Annotated in this window: 19 protein-coding genes; 9 read left to right on the forward strand and 10 right to left on the reverse strand. The window is 65.1% G+C overall.

Annotated elements, in window-relative coordinates; genetic code table 11:
• Window positions 1–293 precede the first annotated feature (293 nt).
• Both IT350_10250 and IT350_10255 read left to right on the forward strand, forming a co-directional pair.
• On the forward strand, window positions 294–1,376 hold the full coding sequence (locus IT350_10250) for a hypothetical protein (GenBank protein ID MCC6158422.1): 1,083 nt from the start codon (window positions 294–296) through the stop codon (window positions 1,374–1,376).
• A gap of 150 nt (window positions 1,377–1,526) precedes the next feature.
• Window positions 1,527–2,129 (forward strand): hypothetical protein, encoded by a 603-nt coding sequence (locus IT350_10255; GenBank protein MCC6158423.1) that lies wholly within the window; start codon window positions 1,527–1,529, stop codon window positions 2,127–2,129.
• Window positions 2,130–2,165: 36 nt separating this feature from the next.
• Here IT350_10255 and IT350_10260 read toward each other — a convergent pair whose 3' ends face one another.
• The gene (locus tag IT350_10260) at window positions 2,166–2,558 is read right to left on the reverse strand and encodes a hypothetical protein (GenBank protein ID MCC6158424.1); all 393 of its coding nucleotides are present in this window, start codon (window positions 2,556–2,558) and stop codon (window positions 2,166–2,168) included.
• A 168-nt stretch (window positions 2,559–2,726) separates the two neighbouring features.
• Here IT350_10260 and IT350_10265 point away from each other — a divergent pair, with 168 nt between their 5' ends.
• Window positions 2,727–5,756 (forward strand): hypothetical protein, encoded by a 3,030-nt coding sequence (locus IT350_10265; protein MCC6158425.1) that lies wholly within the window; start codon window positions 2,727–2,729, stop codon window positions 5,754–5,756.
• Window positions 5,757–5,822: 66 nt separating this feature from the next.
• Here IT350_10265 and IT350_10270 read toward each other — a convergent pair whose 3' ends face one another.
• From IT350_10270 to IT350_10285, 4 genes are all read right to left on the reverse strand, one after another.
• On the reverse strand, window positions 5,823–6,506 hold the full coding sequence (locus tag IT350_10270; GenBank protein ID MCC6158426.1) for a hypothetical protein: 684 nt from the start codon (window positions 6,504–6,506) through the stop codon (window positions 5,823–5,825).
• Window positions 6,496–7,017, reverse strand: a complete 522-nt coding sequence (locus tag IT350_10275; GenBank protein ID MCC6158427.1) for a hypothetical protein — start codon at window positions 7,015–7,017, stop codon at window positions 6,496–6,498. Before IT350_10275 ends, IT350_10270 begins: the two co-directional genes overlap by 11 nt.
• 150 nt (window positions 7,018–7,167) lie before the next feature.
• The gene (locus tag IT350_10280) at window positions 7,168–8,553 is read right to left on the reverse strand and encodes a methyltransferase domain-containing protein (protein MCC6158428.1); all 1,386 of its coding nucleotides are present in this window, start codon (window positions 8,551–8,553) and stop codon (window positions 7,168–7,170) included.
• Window positions 8,554–8,672: 119 nt separating this feature from the next.
• Window positions 8,673–10,325, reverse strand: coding sequence for a hypothetical protein (locus IT350_10285; GenBank protein MCC6158429.1), 1,653 nt, complete (start codon window positions 10,323–10,325; stop codon window positions 8,673–8,675).
• Between the two features lie 437 nt (window positions 10,326–10,762).
• Here IT350_10285 and IT350_10290 point away from each other — a divergent pair, with 437 nt between their 5' ends.
• A complete protein-coding gene (locus IT350_10290) occupies window positions 10,763–12,409 on the forward strand; it encodes an acetolactate synthase (protein ID MCC6158430.1) in 1,647 nt (548 codons plus the stop codon).
• A 31-nt stretch (window positions 12,410–12,440) separates the two neighbouring features.
• On the opposite strand, the gene IT350_10295 is transcribed toward IT350_10290, so the two are convergent.
• Window positions 12,441–13,235 carry a 1-acyl-sn-glycerol-3-phosphate acyltransferase gene (locus tag IT350_10295; GenBank protein MCC6158431.1) on the reverse strand — a complete coding sequence of 265 codons (795 nt, stop codon included), beginning with the start codon at window positions 13,233–13,235 and terminating at the stop codon, window positions 12,441–12,443.
• 272 nt (window positions 13,236–13,507) lie between these two features.
• Between IT350_10295 and IT350_10300 the strand changes: the two genes are divergently transcribed.
• Entirely contained in the window at window positions 13,508–14,533 is a 1,026-nt protein-coding gene (locus IT350_10300; GenBank protein ID MCC6158432.1) for a hypothetical protein, read from the forward strand.
• 9 nt (window positions 14,534–14,542) lie between these two features.
• On the opposite strand, the gene IT350_10305 is transcribed toward IT350_10300, so the two are convergent.
• Window positions 14,543–14,842, reverse strand: a complete 300-nt coding sequence (locus IT350_10305) for a hypothetical protein (protein MCC6158433.1) — start codon at window positions 14,840–14,842, stop codon at window positions 14,543–14,545.
• A gap of 318 nt (window positions 14,843–15,160) precedes the next feature.
• On the opposite strand from IT350_10305, the gene IT350_10310 reads away from it, so the two are divergent.
• The gene (locus IT350_10310) at window positions 15,161–16,252 is read left to right on the forward strand and encodes a hypothetical protein (GenBank protein MCC6158434.1); all 1,092 of its coding nucleotides are present in this window, start codon (window positions 15,161–15,163) and stop codon (window positions 16,250–16,252) included.
• Here IT350_10310 and IT350_10315 read toward each other — a convergent pair.
• A complete protein-coding gene (locus IT350_10315) occupies window positions 16,249–17,214 on the reverse strand; it encodes a nitronate monooxygenase (GenBank protein MCC6158435.1) in 966 nt (321 codons plus the stop codon). The two genes, IT350_10310 and IT350_10315, sit on opposite strands and share 4 nt — an antisense overlap.
• A gap of 168 nt (window positions 17,215–17,382) precedes the next feature.
• Window positions 17,383–17,886, reverse strand: a complete 504-nt coding sequence (locus IT350_10320; protein MCC6158436.1) for a ferritin family protein — start codon at window positions 17,884–17,886, stop codon at window positions 17,383–17,385.
• A gap of 336 nt (window positions 17,887–18,222) precedes the next feature.
• Between IT350_10320 and IT350_10325 the strand changes: the two genes are divergently transcribed.
• On the forward strand, window positions 18,223–18,963 hold the full coding sequence (locus IT350_10325) for a collagen-like protein (protein MCC6158437.1): 741 nt from the start codon (window positions 18,223–18,225) through the stop codon (window positions 18,961–18,963).
• A 33-nt stretch (window positions 18,964–18,996) separates the two neighbouring features.
• Here the strand turns inward: IT350_10325 and IT350_10330 are convergent, their stop codons facing one another.
• Window positions 18,997–19,152 carry a DUF1499 domain-containing protein gene (locus IT350_10330; GenBank protein ID MCC6158438.1) on the reverse strand — a complete coding sequence of 52 codons (156 nt, stop codon included), beginning with the start codon at window positions 19,150–19,152 and terminating at the stop codon, window positions 18,997–18,999.
• 69 nt (window positions 19,153–19,221) lie between these two features.
• Between IT350_10330 and IT350_10335 the strand changes: the two genes are divergently transcribed.
• Together IT350_10335 and IT350_10340 are read left to right on the forward strand one after the other, a co-directional pair.
• Window positions 19,222–20,628, forward strand: coding sequence for a hypothetical protein (locus tag IT350_10335; protein ID MCC6158439.1), 1,407 nt, complete (start codon window positions 19,222–19,224; stop codon window positions 20,626–20,628).
• A gap of 2 nt (window positions 20,629–20,630) precedes the next feature.
• Window positions 20,631–20,811: hypothetical protein (locus IT350_10340; GenBank protein MCC6158440.1), on the forward strand; the 181-nt coding region annotated here is incomplete at its 3' end.

Here is a 20,811-nt window from a genome sequence, read left to right on the forward strand (position 1 = left end):
CCACCACGCAGGGAGCCCCGGAATAGCCCGCCCAAACCAAACCCGGAAACCATACCGACAAAGCCGACTCCCAGAAGAATCGAACCGCCGGAAACGAGCGCGTCAGGATTCCCGAATTCGACGATTTATTGGAGTGTAGCGCGAGCGAACGGAGGGGTCGAGAGGCCGCGTCGCACGCGCCATCGATCCCATCGAACGCACCTTTCCGATTCGAAAAATTTTCTGTTAGTATCCGCCCGCTTTTCGCGGCGGGCCGCCGCGGGTTCTTCCGTGAATTTCAGGAGCGCGTCGTCATGGCGAAGTCGCCGCCGTACCCGGTCTACAAGCCCAAGCGCCGTCCCGCCGTCCACCAGTCGAAAGCGCCGAACCCCGCGCCGATCATCATCGCGTACGCCGTGGCGTGCGTCGTGGTGGCCGTGCTCGCGGGTTTTTCGCTCGTGCCGGACACGGTCAGCAAGCTCATCTTCGCGTTCGCGACCATCGCCGCGCTGGCCGCCGCCGCGATCTATCAGGTCCACTTCAAGTTCAGACACGCCATCGTCAAAAAGATCTGCGCCGTCGCCATCCCGGTCTGGGTTCTCGGCGCGGGTTACATCGTGTACGCGGGCATCGTCTATCCCGCGCCGATCGTCGACCACGTTCTGACGCGCGAAGCGCGAACGGCGACGTTCGACCTTCCCTCGGGGACTTACCGCGTTTACGTGCACGGATCGTTTCCGGAACTCGACGCCCAGGAATCCGCCGAAACACCCACGCCCACACCGACGCCCGCGCCCTCCGTTCCCGGCGCGCCGACGCCGACGCCGAAAAAGCAGACCTACGTGCACAAGGGGAATTTCGTGCTCGCCCTCACCGCCGCGGGCAGCGGCGGACGCACCGAAACCCTGAGCGGGCACTTTCAGGCGAGCGCCAAGCGCCAACGCGTGTCGAAAAAGGGTTCGAACATCGTCGCGTCGGACAACACGCGAAAGATGTTCGACGTGCGCGTGCGCGAGAGCGGCCCGCACGCCTTCGAACTGAAAAACCTCGACCCCGAACTGTCAAATTATCTCAAGGTCGAGGTCTTCCCGCCGTCGCTCTGGCACATCCCCGTCGCCATCCTCGGTCTACTCGCCACGATCGCGCTCTCGTTCGTCGACTTCCTGATCCGCGAGGCGCGCGAGTACAGCTTCCTCGGCGTTTGCGCGTCGGCGTCGTTCTCGTTCACCGTGTACTATCGCCTTCAGTCCATGCCCGACACCAGCATCACGATCCTCGTCATGACGGCGCTCGTCGGCGCGATCATCGGCGTGGCCTTCGGCCTGCTGCTCGAGTTCGCGCTGCGTCGCGTGTTTTATCGCGTGAACCGCGACTGGCGGTTCGACGTCCACAACTGATCGTTTTTGGGCGCTTCGAACTTTTTCGCGCGGCGCGTGTCCCATCGCATATCCGAATTGCGCGGACGAACGGGCGCGTTCGCGCAAGCGGCCCGTGCGCTTGACCGCGCGGAGGCCGGGCCGTAGCATCCCGTCGTTTTCGAGGCGCCGATGAAGACGAAACTCGCCCTGATCGCCCTGGTTTCCGCCGTCGTGATTTTTCCGGCGGTGTTCTTCCGTACGCCCCCGCCCACGGTGCCGGGCCTCGCGCGCCCGGTCATCGACCGCACGGTGTTCGACGCCGCGCCCGCCGCGGGCAATATCCGCAATCGCCTGCAGGCGAAGGCCGACAACGCCGAGGCGGATGACGATGCGGCCGACGAAGGCGACGAGGGCGGCGGGTTCTTCAACCGGCTCACGAAAAAAGACGACGAGGGCGGCGCGGCCAAGGCGGTCGGTCGCCCCGGCGGCCCGCGCGCGGACAAGTCCAAGGTACTGCGTCCCCGCATGAATCGGCCTGTTGGCGGAGACAAAATCCGTCCAAACCTGAAGACCGACAGCGGCTCGACGCGCCTGAAGAAACGTCAGGACATCCTCGCCAAGCGCCGCGCCCAGCGCGATCAGGCGCAGGACGGCGAGGCCGACACCGCAGCGGTCGAACCGACGATCGAGGACGAACCGCCGCTGCCCGAGGTCGAGATTCCGCACGAGGAGCCGTTGCCCGACGACTTCCCCCCTCCTGACGAGGGCGGCGATGAGGGCGCGGTGGAGTAATCGGGGCCGCGAACTTCGAGATTCAGACCGGAACCGTCACTTGCAGTCGTCGTCGCCCGAATACCCCGCGCAATCGTTCGTCGTGTAGCACTCCCAGACGGCCGCGCATACGGCGTACTCGTCCCGGCAATCGGCGAGGCAGGTGGGGTTCGAGTTCTCCACGCACACCAACAGGTACATCTCTTCGTAAGACATCGTGTTCGGGCACATCTCGCTGAACTCGCTCACGAGCGGCCCGCAGTCCTCGGCTTTCAGGCACCAGTCGTCGTAGCCTCCGGTGTCGGAGTCGTCGTCGTCGCACTTTTCCTCGAACCCCATGCAATCGTCGTCATCGTCGTTGTGATACGAACACGCGAACAGCGCCGCGCCGCCCGACATCGCCACCATCATCGCCGCAAGGCTCGCGACCAGAAGACCGGTCTTCGACATGATGCGCCCTCCTCGATGCATGGATTCTACAACACCATCGTCGCGGGAACACGACCCCGGTTCGACCGACTTGGCCTCGGCCATCACGGTCGCAAACGTCCCGAAAACGCCTCGATGCGTGGCGGCCCACTGTCCAAAGCCCTCTCGTTTCCCTAAGATAACGCGGCTATGAAGCGACGCGTCCTCATCATCACCAGCGAAGATCTGTTGCGCCCCTCCGAGCCGGTCAGCGGCGGCGCGCTGCGCGTTCACGGACTGGCCGAGGGACTGCGGCGGTGGGGCCACGAAGTGGTGGTGTCGATTCCCCGCGACGCGCTGCGCGCGGAGGACCCCGAAACCGTCGCGCGCCACGCGCACGTGCCCGAGGACATGGCAAAGACCGTCTTCGACGCCATGCCGGACATCATCCTTGTCGAGCAGTGGGGACTCGCCACGTTTCTGCCCGAGTCCGAGATCCCCGTCGTGCTCGATCTGCACGGCCCGCTTTCGCTCGAAAACGCGTTCAAGGAAAAGGGCAACTTCCGGTCCGACGCGCTCACGAAGATCGACGCCCTGGCCCGCGCCGATCTGCTGTGCGTGCCCGGAAAGGCGCAAAAACACTATTTTCTGTCGTGGTTCCTGTTTTCCGGCGCGGACCCCAAAACGCCGCCGATCGTGCGCGCGCCGCTGTCCATGGACGACTCCGCGCCCAAGCGCGCGAAAAATCCGGAACGGGCCCTCGTTTTCGCGGGCAGCACGTGGCCGTGGATCGACCCCTTTCCCGCGCTCCAGATCGCCGCGCGCGAGGCCGAGGTGATCGAAAGTGCGCGCATCGATCTGTATGTCGGCGCGCCGAAACTCTCGTCCACGCACCCCCTCTACGACATCAATCGCGGCGTGTTCGCCGACTACGAGAAGCGCTTGAAGTCTTCGGCGGCGGCGCGTTTTCACGGGCTGATTTCGCGCGAAGCCCTGCTGGCGGTCTACGCGAAGTCGCGGGCGGCGCTCGACATCTATCAGCCGAACCCCGAGCGCGAGCTGGCATACTCGACGCGCACGGTCGAATACCTGTGGGCGGGACTGCCGGTCATCACGTGCGAAGCCATGGAACTGGCCGACGACGTGGCGCGATTCGACGCGGGATGGGTGGTGGCGCACGACAATGAGGCGGCCATCGCGGCGGCGGTGCGCGAGGCGCTCACGTCGGACGACGCGGTCCGCCGCAAAAGCGAGGGCGCGAAGAAACTCGCCGCCGAGCGTTTCGACCACAAGCACGCGACGGACGATCTCGCCCGCTGGATCGCCCGACCGAAACGGCGCGCGAAATCGGCGACGCTGGTTTCCGACATTCGCGATTACTACCGGCAGGACGCCGCGCGGTTCGTCTCCGAGGCGCGCGAGGCGGTCACGCGCGTCAACGAATCGATGCGCGACGCGGCGGTCGAGCACCAGAAGCTTCTCGCCGAAAAAGAGCAGCGCTACGACGCGCTTGTGCGCGACCTCCGCCAGAAGGACGACCAGTATCAGGACCGTCTGCGCGAGCAGTCGGAAAAACACGAGACGCGCTTCGAGGAGGCGCGCCGCGAAATCCGCAATTTGCAGGACGAGGTGAAGGACCTCTCGCGCAGAAATGTGGAAACCGCGGACGCCCTGCGCCGCGATCTGACCGACCGCTCCGAGCGCGAGATCGCCGAACTTCGCACGGCGCAGCGCGACGAGATCCGCGACGCGCAGGAGCGCCATCGGCTCGAAGTCGAGCGTTACGAACGCCGTGGCGCGCAGCTCGAAGAGGAGCTTCGGCGCATCAACCTCGACCGCGAAACCCTGACGCGCGAGCATGCCGAGGAGATCAAGGCGCTCGGGCGCAGATACGAGGATCAGGCGGTGGAGGCCGGGCGGCAGTCGGCGCGGGAGATCGAGCGCCGCGACGCCGAGATCGACGCGCTTCGAAAAAAGATCGACGACGCGCGCGCCGAGCTTCAGCAGGAAATCAAGCGCCTCAATCTGGAATCACAGGACGCCGCCCGGCGACACGACGACGAGATCAAGGCGCTCATCGCGCGCCACGAGGACGAACGCCGCGACGCGGCGAAGAACGCGCAGGAAGAACTCGCTCGGCGCGAGCGCCACCTGGAATCGTCCCGCGAGCGTTTCGAGATCGCGCGGGAGCTGCTGGAGAACCGGCTCAAGGAGATGGATGTCGAGCGCGTGCGTCTCGCCGAAAGTTACGACGAGCGGCTGCGCGAGGCGAAGACGACCGAGGAACGCATCACACGGTTGCTCAAGGACGCGCAGGACGAGGCACTCGCCGGCGACCGCCGCGCGAAGGATCTGGCCGAGATCGAGGGGAAGCTGCGCGAGGAACTCGAGCGCGCGCAGAAGGAACTCGTCGCGCGCGACGAGGCGATCGACGAACTCAAGACGAGGCTCGAAGACGGCACGCTCGCGCACGAAGCTGTCCGGAAGGAGTACGAAGACCGCCTCGACGCCGAGAAGACTCTGCGCGAGGAACTCTCGTCGTGCATCGACGAACTGACCGCCGAGCACGAGCGGGCGTTCGCCGACGTGTCGGGCCGGCTCGATGTGGAGATCGCGGCAAAGGACAAGGCGGTCAACGCCTACAACCACAAGCTCAAGGAACTCGAGGCCTCGGACGAGCGCATCCGCGAGTATCAGGGGCGGCTCGATCAGCTTCTCAAGGATTTCGAGGCGCGCTTTCAGGAACTCGACCGCATCATCACCGACCGCGAACACGACGTGCTGGTGGCGCGCGAGCGCTTTGAACAGCTCGAAGGGCGCATGGGCGAGCAGGCCGGCGTGATTTCGCAGCTCGAGCGCGAGCTCGGCCAGACGCAGGGCGACCTGCGCCGCACCGCGAACGACCTGAACGCGACCGTCGCCCAATTCCGCCTCACGCAGGAGGATCTGGCGAAGACGACGCGGCACGCAACGGATTTGGCGGGGGAACTGACGACGCTGCGTCACCGCAACACGCTGGCCGAGAAGATTCTCATCGACCTGCGCGCGAACGAGGCGCTCAGGGCGTCCACGAAACGGCGCTACCGGCTCGAGAAGTTTTTCGTACGCCTGCCGAAGCTCGGCATGCTCTGGGTCGTCAACCTGCTTACGAATTTCTACATGGAATCGTGGCAGAAAAAGCGCGGCGTGCAGATCTTTCCGGGGATGAAAAAGCTGGAGGCGGGGCCTCGCCCGAGGTGATGCGCGCCGCGCACCGCTGTTCGCGACCGCCTCTCAGGCGGTGCAAGAGGTCGCTTTTCCCCCCCGTCAGTCGGATGTGACATTCCGCCAAAGCGCGTGGTCCCGCGCGACCTGCCACGCCGTCGCGAATGAGCAGCCGACGTGACGAGCGACATCCGCGACGCGCAAGCCGGGCTCTCGTTCCAGCACCGTCCACACGTCCGCCCTCCATGTAGGGCCGATCAGCACGCGGTTGCGATAGCCGACGTGAAATCGAACGAGAGCGGAGGGCGACAGGACATCGGATTCCCGATCCCGGAGAACGCCGCCGGGAACCCGAAGCGCGGAATCCCGGAATCGCTCGTCTTCTCCTCGCCGGGAAATCCGGAACTCCGTTCCTGCGGAGAGCAGATCGATCCTCGGTCCTTTATGCGCGCCCATCAGGCGAGCGAATCGCCGGTCTTTGGTCTGCCACACGGCGACCGCGGACCAGTACGCGCGGACTCGGACGGAAGGGTGCGTTGATACCAGTCGAATCAGTCGATCCGCGTTGACGCGGGCGATGTGAATGCCCATCCAGGCAGTGAGGACTCCGAGAACGCGGTAATCTCCGACTTCCATTCCAAGCTCCGACGCGCGAACGAGCGTTGTTTCAATGTCGGCGTCGCCGTCCGGTTCGACCGCGAAGTTCATCCCGATTCCCGCCATGGCCGCGTTGATGTCGAAGGCACGTGGCGGAATGCCGATCGCGGTCGCGCGGCTAAACCCCATGGCCGAGCCTCCCCGAAAGATCGGCGAGTGTTTCGCGAACGTGCTGGGGCCACATCGGGTTCGCGTCCTGATGGACCAGCCAAGTTGCGGCCGCCGTGAGTTCGTCGCGTGTCGGCGCGAGAGCGAGGCAGTCTCCGAGGTCGGTTCCCCTGTCGCAAAGCGCAAAAAGCTTGGATTTGAGCAGGTCTTCTCTCCCGAGCGTCGCCAACTTCAACGCGATTCCGGAATACACGGGTTGGACTCGCAGAAGCCATTCACCCGGCAGCATCGGACCGAGATCCATAGGACCGTTGTTCAGCCAGTCGTCGCCAAGTTGGATCCCATCTCGGCGAGCGTGCGCCGCGAAGTCGCGCGCCGCTTCTTGGATGGCATTTGTTAGAGGAGGGTAAAGGACATCGAGATCACGGGTCTGTCGGTCGGTTACGCCCAGAAGCGCCAGGGCCGAGCCCCCGACAATGACGGCCTCGAAACTCAGCGAGCGCTCCGAGAGCCACGTGTCGAAAGCTTTCATGGTCTCGCGCGGAACCATCCCGGTGTCCTTCGCAAGTATCGGTATATCCGATACCATGGTTTCCAAATTTCCGCAAGAGCCCTGCGGGAATCCCACGGCTGCGGCATCGCCGCTCGGTCGTGAGGTCGTTGACCTAAGCGGGATTACCGGTCACTCCTCCGTGACCGGCTCGACCGAAACTTCGCATGGGCAATACGTGACGCCCAGCGATCCGGGTCGCCGGTCGCGCACCACCAGCACCCACGCCTTGTGGCGGACATCGTATGCGAAGGGCGGAATGGGATTCGGCTCGGGATATTCCCACGCGCCGATGCTGACCTCGTAGCGCCCGCCCGCGAGATTGAGCATCCCGAACTTCAGGTGGATGACGTTTCGTCCGCGCAGTTTGCCGAATCGGCAGCCGCCCTCGTGCGTGTCGAAGCCGGCCACGACCGTACCATCGTCGGCGTGAAACGCGATGCGAAAGACCGGCTCGTCGACCTCGCCCTCGCACGTGAACGTCACGCGCACCCAGCAGTTCATGCCCGACTCGAAACACTCGACGTCGTGCGCGAAGAAGTTGGAGAAGACGGTACTCTCGATCGCGAGCCCGCGGCCGTGCTGCGCTAACGTGATGCGCGCGCCGTCGTTTTGCAGATCGGCTTCAAAAGGTTCGTAAAAAAAATAGCGCGACTGCGGGCGCAGCTCCCGCTTTTCGAGCTGCATGCACACGATGCCCGCGTTCTGCGCGACCTCGTCGGGCACCTCTCCCGGATTCAGGTAGAACTCGTCGCGCTCGATGTCGTGATAGATCCGCCAATAGTCCGCCCAGCGCGATTCGTGGTCGACGCACCACGCACGGCGTGCCTCGTCCGCCCACGTCAGGTAGCGCTTGCCCTCGCGGGGATCGACCTCACCCAGAATCGCGGCGCGGATGAACCACAGGCCCGACGGATGAATCACGCGCTGGCGCGTCGTGTATTCGTTGTAGTGCCGCTGCTGATACTCCTCGCCGTGCCACTCCTCGCTCTCGATATGGCAGCCGTCGTGGTTGAATGGAAATGACAGGATCGCGCGTCCGCCCGGCGCGAGTACGCGACCGATCTCGGCGGCGATGCGCGAATCGTCGGGCAGCGGCGCGTGCTCGAGCGTGCTCACGCACATCACGAGGTCGAAACTGTCGTCGTCGAACGGCAACTCGGTCGCGTCGGCCTGCATCACGGCGAGCCGTCCGTCGGGGATGTCGAGCGAGCGCGCGAGGCCGTCCACGTAGGCCCGCAGTTCATTGGTGAGCGGTTTGCGATCGACCGCGGTGACGCGCGCGCCGAAGTCCGCGGCCATCCACAACGGCAACGCGTTGATGAACCCCGCGCCGATCTCCAGCACGCGCTCGTTTTTTTTGGGCGCGGCCATCGAAAGCGCGAGCGGGTATTCGAGCCATCGAAAGTAGTTGCGACGCCCGGCGAGTTCGGGCTCGCCCAGACGGCGCACGAACGCCGTCAGATCGCCCAGATCGTGCGTGAGCCAGGGATGATTTGTTCCGGCGGTTTTCGACATCGAGCCGATCTTGCCCTCAATAAGAAGCCCGCGGGCCGATGGGACCCGCGGGCCGAATGTTTCTTCGTATCAGACGATCATGCGCGCGGTGAGATCATCCCGCACGCGCGGCGCCGTCATCAGCCGCAGCATCCGCTGTCATCGTCGTCGTCGTCATCATCGTCGTCGCCCGTCGATGCGTCGTCGTCGCCGAGACCGCCATCGTCGTCGTCGTCGTCGTCATCGTCGTCGCCGGTCGAATCGTCGTCATCGTCGTCGTCATCGCCGCCGCCGGTCACGGTGACCAGCACCTGGTCGGCCGCGGAGGTCTGCATGCCGTCGGAAACCACGAGCTGGAAGATGTACTCGCCGCCATCGGTGGCCGGGAAGCTCGCCGTGTCGGTGTCCGCGCCCGAGAGCGTCGCGTCGGGACCGCTGACCTGCGCCCACGTCCACGTGGTGATCGGGTCGCCGTCGGGATCATAAGAGCCCGTGCCGTCGAGATCGACAACCTGGCCCACGCCCACCTCGGCGTCCTCACCGGCGTCGGCGACCGGCGGATTGTTCTCGGTGTTGATGAAGCGAACGACGGTCATCTTGTCGCCAACCGCGAAACCGAGCCGCCCGTTCACCATGTGGATTCCGCGCAGGCCGCCTTCGCCGGCGTAGTCGTCGGCGTCCCAGGTCGCGCCGCCGTCGTCGGTCTTGAGAATCACGGAGTTGTCGCCGGCCGAGTAGCCGACCGCCCAGCCGACCTGCTGGTTCAGCATCTGGAAATCGGCGATGAAGTACAGGTCGCCGGGGGTGCCGACGCCGGGGACCTCGGGGAGCACGCCGGAGGTCCAGGTCGAGCCGCCGTCGGTGGTGTAGGACAGGTCCAGCAGACCGGCGTCCTCGTTGAGCGCCAGCAGCCAGCCGTGGTCGGCATCGAGAAACTGCACCTTGTGATAGCCGACCGTCTCGTCGCTCTTGAGCACCGTCCAGCTCGCGCCGCCGTTGCTGGTGCCGAAAAGCTGGCCGTAGGTGCCCAGCGCTTCACCGGACCCGCGCTCGGTGGGCTCGCCCCACGAGTCGTCGGGGTTGTCGTCATCCGGTCCGCCGTCCCACCACGTGTCGTCGTCGCCCTGCTGTTCTTCGGCGGCCAGGTAGATGTCGTTTTCGGACGCCACGGAGACGCTGTAGATCGTCGCCTCGTCGAACGCGCTCGGCGCGTCGGCGAGCTTCGACCACGTGCCGCCGCCGTTGCCGGTCGCCCAGATGCTGTTATTCGCGCCGGCGGTGACGCCGAACGAATCGTCGAGGAAGTCCACGGCGAAGAGCGCGGTCTCGTTCACGACCTGCGGAAGCGCGATGTTGTCCCAGCTCGCTCCGCCGTCCGACGTGTTGATGATGTACGGCTGCTCGACCGACAGCAGGCCGCAGTCGGTGAGCGAACCGGCCCACGCGCCGAACGCGAGACCGTTGCCGCCGTCCGTGAAGTGGATGGCGTCGGCGCTCACCAGCGAGCGGCAGATGAAGCCCGGCCCGAGACCGATGTTCATCGTGAAGATCGCCTCGACGGTCGTGCCGCCGTCCAGGCTCCGGAAGATCATCTTGTTGTCGAAGATCGACGACAGCGACGTGAAGTAACCCACGCCCACCATCGTGTCCTCGTCGAAACCCTGAACCTGCCACATCTGGCCGTCATCGACGAGACTCGTGATCTGGGAACGCAGTTCCCAGAACGTGGCGTGGGCGGTCGCGGCGCCGAGCAGACACGCCGCCAGCACCACCAGCATTGCGAACCGTTTCATGACCCTTCCTCCTGATTGCGAGTCCATGGGACTGTCAAAATCGCGTTCCGCATGCGCCCGCTCGTCGTGTCGAACACCCGGCGCGGTCCCAGCGGATTGTTCCGAAGGATTTCGATCCTCGATCGATCGGCGAAGCCGCTGTGCGAACACACGAATGCCCCGCCGCCGATACTCGGGTGTTACCTATCACGCGAAAGCGGTGTTTGCAACCGAAATCCGCGAAAATCCTCGTGAAGCGCCGCTCGAAAAGCCCGGTTCGCGCGCGCATCAAACCAACGTGCGTCATTGATTTTTTCGACTTCGACGTGTATCGAGACCGGGTCTCAGGCCGGGTATTGCAGAGTTACGGGCGCCTTCCAAAGGCGGCGCGGACGATTCGGTCGGGAGGCGCAATCCCGCGAAGAACGACCGGCGGATGCCGGGGCAAGGAGTCGAGCGTGATCGGCGGAATTCTGGCCGGACAGGCGATCGCCAAGGCGGGCGTCAAGTGCGTGTTCACCCTGTGCGGCGGGCACGTCGCGCCCATTTACATCGGCCTTCAGATGAGCGGCGTGCGCATCATCGACACCCGCCACGAAGCCGCCGCGGCCCATGCCGCCGACGCCTGGGGCCGCCTGACCGGCATCCCGGGCGTGGCGATCGTCACCGCCGGCCCGGGCGTCACCAACGCCGTTACCGGCATCGCCAACGCCTTTCAAGCCGAAAGCCCCATGGTCCTCATCGGCGGCAAGGTCGGCATGACGCGCATGGATCAGGGCTCTCTTCAGGAGATGGACCAGCTCTCGCTCGTTTCGTCGATCACCAAATGGCGGGCGTGCGTGTACGAGACCGCGCGCATTCCCGAATACATCGCCCGGGCGTTCCACGTGGCGAATACGGGACGCAAGGGCCCCGTGTATCTGGAGATTCCCATCGACATCCTGCTCAAGCAGGACGAGCCGCGTCACGCCGGGCCGCGCACGCCTCTGCCGGACGAGGGCGCGTCGCAGGCCGACGTCTACATGGTCGAGGAAGTGGCCCGGCTGATCGCGCACGCCGAGCGGCCCGTCATCGTCGGCGGCGCGTCGCTGCACTGGGACGGCGCCGCCCAGCAGCTCGACGAATTCGCCCGGGCCACCGCCGTGCCGGTGTACCTGAATGGCCTCGGTCGCGGTCACCTGCCGCACGACCACCCCAACTTTTTTGCCCACACCCGCAAGCACGCGCTGGCCAAGGCCGACGTGGTGGTGCTGATCGGCGCGGAAGCCGACTTCCGCCTCGGCTACGGACGCGGCATCAACAAGGACGCAAAGATCATCAAGATCGAGCCCGACGCGTTCAAGGTCGGGTTCAACGTCGATCCCGAGCGCGTGCTGGTGGGCAACGCGCGTTTCATCCTGCGCCAGCTCACGCTGGCGTGGCGGGGTCGGTCCGACGCCGCGCCAAAGACCGCATGGCTCGCCGAAATGCGTGAAATGGAAGCCGCCGCGTGGGAAGCGCTGCGCGAGGAGATGGAGTCGGACATCTACCCCGTGAATCCCAATCGCTTCGGCGCGGAGATCGCCAAGGCGATCGACAAGGACACGATCATCATCGGCGACGGCGGCAACATCGTCGCGGCGGTCAGCAAGGTTCTGCCCCTCACGAGCCCGCGCCAGTGGATGGACCCGGGCAAGTTCGGGTGCCTCGGCGTCGGCATGCCCTTCGCCCTTGCCGCACAGGCCGCGTTTCCCGAAAAGAAGGTGCTCGTCGTGTTCGGCGACGGCTCGGTGGGCTTCAACGGCTTCGAGATCGACTCCGCCGTCCGCCAGAACCTGCCGATCGTGTGCGTCGTCGGCAACGACGCCGCCTGGACGCAGATCCGCGCCGCGCAGATCGAGTCGGCCGGCGAGGAATTCGCCGCGGCCACGCTGCTCGCCCCGACGCGCTACAACCAGTTCGCCGTGGGGCTCGGCGCCGATGGTTACCATGTCGAGAAGGCCGAGGACATCGCGCCGACGATCCGCCTCGCGTTCGAGCGACGCCGGCCGGCCATGATCAACGTGATGGTGGACGCCGCCCTCAACGGCCGCGGCGTCAGCTACATCGCGGCAGGGTTGTCGTAAAGGACGTTTGGAAAGAGATCGACCGAACAGTTCACAATCGGCGGCCTCGTTTCGACCACGGGCTTTCGGCCATCTCGAAGCCCTCGCCACGCAACGTGCCATCGCCGTAAGCGGCGGCCATGCGCGTGCGAACCCGTTCGATCAGGGCGGGCAGATCACTTTCGTCCAGCCCCGCCGTCGGCTCGGGCGCCAGGAATTCGACTTCGACATCGCCGGGGACCACGGTCTTTTTCCAGTTGTCCATGACCAGGTGGGAGCCCCGGATCACAAACGGCACCACCGGCACTTGCGCGCGCACCGCGAGGTGGAAAAGCCCGCGCTTGAACGATCCCATCTCGCCGGTTTTGCTGATGCCGCCCTCTGGATAGGACAACACATGCCGCCCCATCGCGATTTTTTCGGACGCCTTTTCCATCGATGCATACGCCTTCGCGGGCGATTTTCGGTCGATAAAGATGAACTGCATCAAACGCATCGCGCCTCCGATGAACGGAACGAAGCCGAGCCCCCGCGTGGCGATGATATGCAAATGCACCGGGACCACCTGCATCGCGACGGCGAAATCGAGGTAGCTCAGGTGGTTCATGACGATGACCGACGGCAGATCCCAGTCCGGACGTGAAAGCCCTTTCACGTAGATCCGAGCGCCACACAGGTCGGCGAGGATGTGCGTCCACGCCTGGACGTAGCGATAGAAAAAACGAGGGAACGGATAGCCGAGGATGTAATAAAAAGGGACGACCAGCAGCGTAAAAAATACGTAGCCGATGGCGACCCACGCAAAACGCACCCGCGCCCAAAACAGCGCGGCTCCAGTCAACGGCATGTCCGGCTCCGATTCGTGCGTCTCCTTTACGGGAGTGAGGCGCGCACCGCAAGACGTGCGGCGGCGCGCATTGTCATCCTGAGCGCCGTCCCCTTCTGTCATCCTGAGCGAAGCGAAGGATCTCGTCTGAATGCGAGACAAGGCCCTTCGCTTCGCTCAGGGTGACAGGCCCATGACTCGCAGCGCTCGCCTCCCCTCTCCCGTTTGACGGGAGAGGGGCTGGGGGTGAGGGCTCTTGCCTCCGGCGGATTTCCGCGCGATACGGGCGCGTGATGGCCGACTCCCTCACGCCGTTTCCCGATCTCCGCGAACTTCGCGCGAATCTCGCGCGCCTCGCGCGCGCGCGCGTGGCGGTGATCGGCGATCACGCCCTCGACGCCTATTGGGATCTCGACGACGCGCCGGGCGAGTGGTCGCAGGAGACCGGCCTGGCTACACGCACGGTGCGCGCGCAGCGGTACGCCCCCGGCGGCGCGGCGAATGTGGTCGCGAATCTGTGCGCGCTCGGCGCGTGCGACGTGCGCGTGATCGGCGTGCGCGGCGACGACCCCTTCGGGCGCGAACTCGCGCGGCAACTGGCGGCGGTCGGCGCGAACACGGACGGGCTCGTCGTTGACCCCGGCGAGCAGACGCTTGTTTTCGTCAAGCCGATCCAAAGCGGCGGGGAACTCGCGCGCATCGACTTCGGCACGCATCGCGCGCCGGGAGAAGTGACGCTCGCGCGGCTCGTGGATTGCTTGCGCGCGGCGATCGGCGACGGATGCGCGATCGTCGTGAACCAGCAGGTGGACACCGGTCTGCTCGCACGGGAACGGGCGGAAGTGTTTCGCGATGCGCTCGCGCAGGCGCCGAATCGCGTCGTCGTCGACTCGCGTCATCATCCGCTCGTGTTCGGCCCCGCCGTGCTCAAGCTCAACCGCAAGGAAGCCGCGGCGATCGAAAGCCGGCGCATCGATTCGATCGACGAAGCCCTCTCGCTCGCGCGCGAACTCGCTCGACGCACGGCGAATCCCGTCCATCTCACGATGGGCGCTCGGGGCGTGCTCGTCGCGCATGGCGATTCGTGCATTCACATTCGGGGCGTGGAACTGCCCGGGCCGATCGATCCGGTGGGTTGCGGCGATACGTTTGTCGCGGCGCTGGCGGCGGCGAGGTGCGTGGGGATCGGCGAAGTCGAAGCGGCGCGCATGGCCAACCTCGCGGCGGCGGTCACGGTTCAGAAAACCGAGACCACCGGCACGGCGACGCCCGGCGAGATCGTGGACCTCGCGCGACGATTCGGTCCGTCCACCGCCTGACCGGCCTGGTCAGTCCACCGCCTGGCAGTCGTAGTCGGCGACGACGTTCTCGGTCAGGCAACCGTGCAGGTCCGCGCATTCGCACATCGCGGCGTTGCACGCGTCCTCGCCGGCGGTTTCGAGGCACTTCTCGCGCTCGCAACGGCAAAATCCGAAGCAGGTCGTGTCGTCGTACTCCAGGCACTCCCCGGTCGATTCGCTGTCGTCATCCGCCTCGTCGTCTTCGTCGTCATCGCACGCCGCCAGAAACATCCCGACGGACATCAACAGAATCGCGATTCCGACCAGCGAAAAACCCCACGATGTCATGGATACGCCCCTTCGAATGCCGCGCGAATATTGCACGCGCCGCGCCGCCGTGTCGAGCCGTGTCGCGCGTCGGACCTGGGGGATCTCCCGGGGCGACGACCCCGGAATTCAAAGACTATCCTACGCTCAGCCGCTACAGTCTCTGAAATCCGTGACTCATTCATTTCATGCAGTACATATCCAGATTTCCGACACGCGAACCCGCGATGCACGCGGCCGGCGGCTCGCGCCGAGCGGCAAAAAGGGCATTCCCATTTCGAGCGCGTTCGATCAATAATATGCTTCGCGAAAGAACGAATCAGAATGGATCTGGACGCCATGAAACATCCCATGACTGTTGCGGTGCTGGCCGCGATGTTGACGTTTTCGGCGGGTACGTCGTCGGCCGAGGACGCGCCCGCGTGGTTCAACGGCTTCGACGAAAAATCGGCGGGATTCGAAAAGGTCGCCGTCTTCGTGGACGCCGCCGTGACGAGATATCTCGAAAACGGCAAGGTCTTCGTCTCGAAGTCCGAATCCATGTCGCTGGCGAGCGCGCTCGACGATCAGCTCGACGCGACGCTCCGGAAACTCGGTTACGCCGAGACGGCGCACGCGCACCTGTTCTCGGCATCGTATTCCGACGTCACGCGGGCGCACGCTTCCGAAACCGGCAAGCCCATCGTCGACCAGACCGCGCCGTTCCACCTCGATCCCGATGTGGTGCGCGTCGCGCAATTGGCGGATGACGTGCGCGGCGCCATCGCCCTCACGGCCGACTTGGCCGCGGGCGCGAACCCGGCGGGCGCGACGCTGACTGAAGAATCGGCTCGGCGCATCGCCGGCAACTACCGGGCGAACGGCATCGCGGTCGTGATCGCCGTCGGGCACTTCGAGGACAAACCCGTGCGCGAGTTCCCCACGCCCGATGCCGAACGGATGCGACGCCTCGACGCGCCCTTGCTGGCGGTGGCGTATTACGAGGGAAACTCGGGCAAGCTCGTGTTCTTCCGGCGCACGATCGACTGGAAGAAGGCCAAAGAGGCCGCCGTCGTCTCGGCGCTCAAGGACATGCACGACGGATTCCCCAAGGCGCGCGTCGGCGGGCGATTCGCGGTGCCGCCCCTGCCCCGTTTCGATTCGTCGAAGAAGGACGATGACGAAAACGCCCTGGCCTTTTTCGCGCAAGGCTCGGATGTCGAATCCGGGTTCGAGTCGCAGCGCCTGGGCGTCATCAAGTCGCGCACGCCGGTGCCGTTTTCGTCAGTCCCCACGGCGAACCGCAACGACACCTCGATGATTTCGCCGAACACGGTGGTGCGCATCATCGGGCGGCACAGCATCTATGTGAAAGTGGTGCTGCGCGACGGGCGCGTGGGCTGGGTGCCGATCGACTCGGTCTGGCTGCGCAGCGGCGCGCCGCTGAACTAAACCGGCCCGTTCCCCAGATCGCGCAGCCATGCGCCGTCGTCCAGCGCCGCGCGCATTTCGCGGAGAAGAACGTCGAAGACCTCGCGCACGGGCTTGATCTCGTCGCACAGGTAGCACGACTGCCCCGCACTCACCGAGCCCTGCTCGACGTCGCCGTTCACGACCGCGAGACGCACCCGCCCGCGCCCGATGAACTCACGGATCTCGTCGTCGCTCGCGCCGCCGTCTTCCAGTTCGCGCAGCCGGTCGGATGTCGGATTGTGCACCACGCGCGAGGGGCTGACGCGCACGGCGGTGACCATCGTGCCGCCGTCGCCCGCCTCGCGGATCTTGCGCTTGAACTCGTCGTGCGCCTCGCACTCCGTCGTGAGGATCATCCGCGTGCCGAGTTGCACGGCGTCGGCGCCGAGCATGAACGCCGCCGCGACCTGCCGGCCGTCGGCGATGCCGCCCGCGCAGATCACGGGGACATTCACGGCACGTTTGACCGTGCGGACCAGAACCATGGTGGTGGTGCCGTCGCGCGAGACGTGCCCGCCGGCCTCGTAGCCCTCGGCCACCACCGCGTCCACGCCCGCCTGCTCGCTCTTGATTGCGAGGCGCGCCGAAGGGACCACGTGCGCGACCTTGATGCCCGCCGCGTGCAGAAGCGGCGTCGTGCGCGCGGGGTTGCCCGCGCTCGTGAAGACGATCTTCACGCCCCCGTCGGCGCACACGCGCAGAAGATCGGGCGCGTGTTTGTAGAGCAGCGGCACGTTCACGCCGAAGGGCTTGGTCGTGAGCGAGCGGACTTTGCGGATCTCGTCGGCCAGCGTGTCGGGGCGGTTGCTGCCCCCGGCCAGTAAGCCGAGCCCGCCGGCCTCGCTCACCGCCGCGGCCCACGCCGCCGTGGAGACGTGAATCATCCCCGCGCCGATGAACGGCAGCTCGATTCCGAACAGATCGCAGATCCGGTTGCCCATGCCTTTCCTTTCAATGCCGCGGCCCTCACCCCTGCCCCTCTCCCGTCATGACGGGAGAGGGGTGCCCCGAGCGCACGCGAGGGGCGGGGTGAGGGGCATTCCGCCCCCCAACGACGCGCGCCCGCCGGCCGAAGCCCGCGGGCGCCGCGTGCGCGTTGTGCGCCGATCTCACACGCCGTCGAGGATGATCGGCTGCTGCCGCTCGAACCACGACTCCGGGTTCTCGAGGTACTCGATGCTCGATTCGAGCAGTTCCTTGTGGGCGCGCTCCTCGCGGACCATGGCTAGGTAGAACTTCTTTTCTTCGGGATTCGCCGTGGTATCGGCCGCCTTCTGGAAAAACGCGATGCCCTCGGTCTCGAAACGCACCCCTTCCTTGAGCACGGCGAGATCGTCGGCGCTTCCCACGAGTCGCGAATCCGGACGATCGAGTGACCTCGTGAAGATCGTTTCGCCCGCAGTGGCGTCGAGGTCGAAGTCCTTCTCGTCGAACGCGCCGCCTTCCTGGATCTTCGAGACGATTTTCTTGATCGTCGCGGTGTGCTTGAGCTCTTCCTTGGCGAGAAACGCGAGAATTTCCCGGCCGAGGGGGTGCGTCGAGCGTTCCAGCGCGGTCATGTAGAGGTTGTAACCGTCGTCCTCGGTCTGCAGCGCGATCTTGTATGCGTCCATGGCGGTTGCCCCTGTTTCGTCGTTCACCGATCGGTTGGACCGGCGAGTTGGTGAGATTATATCCGAATGACCGGCTCGGACAAGCGCGAGGAACCCGTGCGCCCGCGATTTTCGCCCTGGGCGGCGGGCGACGACTTCGGTCTCCATTGGTCGCGGGGCACTCTCGCGAGGAATGCCTTGCGTTTGCCGTCCAAACTTGTGTAGAAGTTCACATCCAGTCGGCAGAGATTTGAGTTCCCGCGCGAGCCCGAAACGGCTCGCCGGATGCGCTCCCGCCGACGCGAATCAGATGAACACACGAATTGCGCGCCACATGGCGTCGAAGGGAGCATCCGGATGCGTTTCGGTTTCATTTTGCTGGTGTCGGTTTTGCTCCTCCTAACTTGCGGATGCGAAAGCCAAAACGGAAGCGATGGATCGACCGGTCCGCAGGGCGCCTCCGGCGAACCGGGCGCTGACGGCGAGAATGGCGAGCCGGGCACGACCGGCGCAACCGGTGCCGATGGCGAACCGGGAGTCGACGGTCTGGAGGGAGAAACCGGCCCGGCGGGTTCTCAGGGTCCGACAGGGGAGCAGGGTCCGACAGGGGAGCAGGGTCCGGAGGGGCCGGAAGGACCGGAAGGTCCGGAGGGGACGGAGGGACCGCAAGGACCGTCCGGAATCATCAAGGTTCTCGATTTTGACGGGCAATTCGGCCCAGCGCAGTTGCCGGGAAACAATGGGAACACGGTCATCAATCCATTGGCGTGTCGAACGACGTCGCACGTTGCGGGCGCAAACGAAATCGCGATCGCGACTTTTCACGGAACGGCGACACCGTCCGCGGCCTCGACCGATATCATGTACATCGACGTGATGGTTTCCCAGAACGGCGGCGCGTTCTCGACCGCGCTGGCCGGCTACGCCGCGGAAGGATTCGCCGACTCCGTCGCGGCTCCCAGTGTTGCCAAGCGCATCGCGTTGACCGCTGGCGTCTCTTACGTCTTCGGCGCGGGGTTCGGGTCGAACGCCGTCATGAACGTCGCCACGGGCTCGTTCTGCCAGGGCGTCGTGACCATCGCGAAAATTGACGACTGACCTTTCGCCGGGGCGGTGACGCGCTCGGAGTCGCTATCGATTGGTCTCGAATCGCTCGCGGATCTCATGGACGCGGCGGCGGTTGACGCCGAGGTCCGACCAGCCGTCGCGCGAGGCCGAGCGCACGTGCAGCAGCTTGGCGGCGTGGAGGAAAGCACAGCTGCCGACACCCTGATTAGCCGGACGGATCGATCGTTTGCGACGTTAACGGAAAGGTGTATTCTTCGTATGTTGCGAGGGGCAAACTACGGAGTCGAAATGAAACCTTACGTGTCTGTTGTTGCTGTTCGACTAGCCGCCTTTCTGCTCCTGGTTGCGATCACCTCGGCCTGCTCTCCGGATTCCGAAGATGGCGATGACAATTCGGACGTCGAACCGGACGACCAAACCGAGCCGGATGACGATACGGTCGATGATGACGACGACACGGCCGACGACGACTCAGTCGCACCGCCGCCCTGCGGGCCGGTGATCGAGCCGCTCGTCGAAGGACGTGTCATTTCCGACGCGGACCTCGCGACGCTCGCGGACGGATCGGTCGCCATCGTTTGGACGGAGCGGAACTCCCTCGAATCGCGCGTCGTGGTTCAAATCTGCGCGGCGGAATCGTCCGGCGAATACGGCCCCATGGACATCCAGGACGGAGCCATGGACCCGGCGGACGTCTCCGCAGCCAAAGTTGCCGCGATGCCGGATGGCGGATTCGCGATCGCGTTTCTTGCTCAGTCGGACTCGTCTCTTCGAATCGCCGCACGTTGGTTCGACGGAGCCCAGCAACCGACGACTTCGATCGTCGATGTCGCCGAGGTTTCCGATCCGGACGTCGATCCCCGCATCGCGGTCGACTCGGCCACCGGCGACGCACTCTTCTCGTGGGGAGCGCAGCCTGAACTTGGGGGAGATCACGTGCTTTCCGGGCGGCTGTTCGACGCATCGGGAGCGGCTGCATCGGATGTCTTCCAGGTCCCTTTCGCACACGCAATTTCCTGGCACTCGGTCGCCGCATCTCCGTCCGGCGACTTCGTACTGGCATGGTTCTCAGTCGCGCCCACCGTCGAATCCAACGCAAGCCACAGCGTGAAAGATGAACCATCGGACCCCAAGTCTATTTGGGTTGCATCGATCGACCATGACGGCAACGTGACGATCGGTCCAATGGAACCGGATGTCGCTTCGTTGGGATCCTCGGCATATCCGTCCGTCGCGCGCATGTCCACCGGCGTGGCGTTCGGTTGGAGTACCGGCTTTGGAGACTCATCCGTCGCTTACGCCGATCTGCTTTCACCGGAACTTGCGCCGACGTGGGACAGTTCCGTTTTATTGAGCGACTCGTACGACCGCAACGGGCCGGTGAGCGTGGCCGCACTTGATGATGAAACGATTCTGGCAGTCTGGTACACAACCGAATACGACGCGGAATATGACGAAGCTGAGACCCACACCCTCGAAGCGACGAAATTGGACGCCGAAGGCGAGCGGCTCGCGGATCTGCACGTGCTCGGGTCCGCCGACGCCTTGTTCGAGGCGGGGTACCGCATCGCACCGTTCGGGGATGCCGGATTCTTGGTGGCGGCCTTTATCTACCCATACGAAGAAAGTGTTTCCGAGTTGACCCTGATCCACTGCGTGTGGGGCGACGAGCCGGGGTGCAATCCGGGGTTGTGAGAATGTTCGAGAGACGGTTTTTCGGCAGTGGTCGCCGCTTGCTCTCTCGTTGCCTTCTGCTGGCGACGGCGTTGCTTGCGCTCGCAACCTGCGACGCAGCGGACGACGATGATTCCGACGACGACACCTCGCCGGACGACGACACGACCGACGATGACGACGACGACGACGCGACCGACGACG

It is taken from the genome of Deltaproteobacteria bacterium (assembly GCA_020845895.1).
GTDB lineage: Bacteria > Lernaellota > Lernaellaia > JACKCT01 > JACKCT01 > JADLEX01.